Annotated in this window: 2 protein-coding genes and 1 pseudogene; all 3 read left to right on the plus strand. The window is 59.1% G+C overall.

The annotated features are described in order from the left end of the window. Positions 1 to 201, plus strand: a 201-nt coding sequence (locus JQ627_RS38840; protein WP_212489592.1) for a hypothetical protein, incomplete at its 5' end; no start/stop codon positions are given. A gap of 26 nt (positions 202 to 227) precedes the next feature. Further along, on the plus strand, positions 228 to 440 hold the full coding sequence (locus JQ627_RS38845) for a hypothetical protein (protein ID WP_028146191.1): 213 nt from the start codon (positions 228 to 230) through the stop codon (positions 438 to 440). A gap of 1,577 nt (positions 441 to 2,017) precedes the next feature. Then, positions 2,018 to 2,124: pseudogene (locus tag JQ627_RS39505) on the plus strand (IS5/IS1182 family transposase); the annotation flags it as partial. Positions 2,125 to 2,145: the final 21 nt, after the last annotated feature.

Genomic DNA, 2,145 nt, shown 5'->3' on the forward strand with positions numbered 1-2,145 from the left:
TGTGAACTGATCGATATGGAACTCGACGCCGTGTCTGGAGGGTTCTTCGACCTGAGCAATCTGTCCAACAACATCGTCGCGCAGGCGAACAATGCCACGCAGGTTGGTGTGGCTCAGGGCGGCTCCAGCGTCTTCGGTGCCGGTGGTGCCGCTGCCGTCACGCAGCTGCTCGCGCAGTCGAACACCAGCTCGATCGGCTAAGTCACAGATATCAGAGGAGGGAAGTCATGATTGAAGCGTGTGAACTGATCGATATGGAACTCGACGCCGTGTCTGGAGGGTTCTTCGACCTGAGCAATCTGTCCAACAACATCGTTGCGCAGGCGAACTCTGCCACGCAGGTCGGTGTGGCTCAGGGCGGCTCCAGCGTCTTCGGTGCGGGTGGTGCCGCTGCCGTCACGCAGCTGCTCGCGCAGTCGAACACCAGCTCGATCGGCTAAGTTGCCAATGCCCGCACACTCCTTGGCTGCTTCCGGGGGTGTGCGGGTACTCATTTCAATCGAGAACTCCCATGGACACAGGCACCCCTGGTAACGAGAGCGTTGGATCTGGCAGAGCCACACGATGCGCAGTTTGTGATCGCAAGTTTGGACTCGTCCGGCACTATTCGTGGCGAACCCCTCTATGCTCCAAGAAGTGCGTCAATCGCTTCAGAGCTCGCCGGGCGAGTGATGGCAATTGGCTATCCTGGCTTCTCGCTTTAGACCAGGCGCCAGAGAACCGAGCGAGGGCTTGATGACTTCCCAGATTTCACAACGAGGCAGGGAATACCGACAAATAGCACAGAGCTTGCTCCGCGCTGTCCAAACCATGACCGACCGAGCGATCGCCGCCCAGCTTAGGGCTCTCGCCGACGACTACGAGCGACGAGCCGAGAAAGCGTCGCATGCGGGTGCGGCAACAGCAATTGCGCGATCGGTCTCCAGTGCTGAACGCGAGTCGCGTACATGACCAGACGGGCAGGTTCACAGCCACCCAGCGGAAAAAATGTTGGGACCGAGGCTTCAAGTCGCGATAGTTTTCACAACCCAAGACCACTCGGGTGAGTACTTGTCCGGTAGAGTGCTTGGGAATCCGGGTCTGATTACGCCCCTGGCCTGGAGGCGCGGCATAAAAGCCAGCGGAGTCGCGCTGCAACGGCAGCGGGAAAAAAATGAATGCGCCGAGCATATTTAGGTTGACCGCTGCTTGTAGAACATGGGTGGCTCGATTCAACGGGAAGATGCGTTTCCTCATCGCTTGACGCTTCCGTGATTGTCCCAATCGCGAATAGCTGGATGATGGCCGGCGACCACCCGTGTGAGAATTCTCGCCGTGCTCGGAAAGAGGATTTTATCTGCAGCGTGCAGCGCTGGACGCCATCGCCGATGCGCTACGCATGTGCGACCAGAGCTGTAAGCGCGAGCGGGCGTTAACGCAATCAGGATTGCCAACCTCGGGAGTTTGGTGCTGTCCGCCCTTATGCATCCCGACCCAGCTGACGGGTTGCCTATCGAGTGCGTCATGCTCACGGTCGGGGTGCATCGCTCAGACTTGTGAATGCATGCGGCCAGTGTCGAGGCCGGTCCGGATGGTCGCGCCATGGCACGAGCGACGCTCAAAGGAATCTCGTCTCGCCAACCTCGGTGGTGTGTCGTCTAAGGAGTTGGTGCGGGAGTGCGGCCTATCAGTGGGTCATTTCTCGCAGTGGCTTCCGGTGCTCGCTGGGAGCGACACCGCACCAGGCGTTTCGTGGAGCAGCCTATCGCTATTCAAAGCTGCGTGATGGCCACAGATGCGTCGGTGGAGTGCAGCTTCAGCGATCAAGGTGACGTCACGCGACTCTTCAACCGCATTGTTGGCGTAACTCCGGGACGCGTGGTGTCGGGCTGTCAAGCCAATCGCGAGCCGAAGCTGCCGCGGACTAACGAGCTATGTCCAGCCGCTAAATCAGAGCAGGATGACGGTGTAGTCCATTGCCGCAGTTGCATGGCCGGATGGCAAGAAGCATCTCCGTAACGATCGCACAGGAGTGGTGGCCTGGGCCAACATCCGTCCGAAGAGTAACCGCAATAAGCCAATCTGTTTCCGCCCGTGCGCCTACCGGGTCCAAATATCGTTGAACGTCTCTTCAACAGGATCCAGTGATGTCGTCGGGTCGCGATG

This window comes from Bradyrhizobium liaoningense (assembly GCF_018130785.1).
Classification (GTDB): Bacteria; Pseudomonadota; Alphaproteobacteria; order Rhizobiales; family Xanthobacteraceae; genus Bradyrhizobium; species Bradyrhizobium liaoningense_A.

Bases quoted from the DNA above. Each gene is read 5' to 3' on its own strand.
- JQ627_RS38845 (WP_028146191.1), top strand. From the start codon at position 228: ATGATTGAAGCGTGTGAACTGATCGATATGGAACTCGACGCCGTGTCT.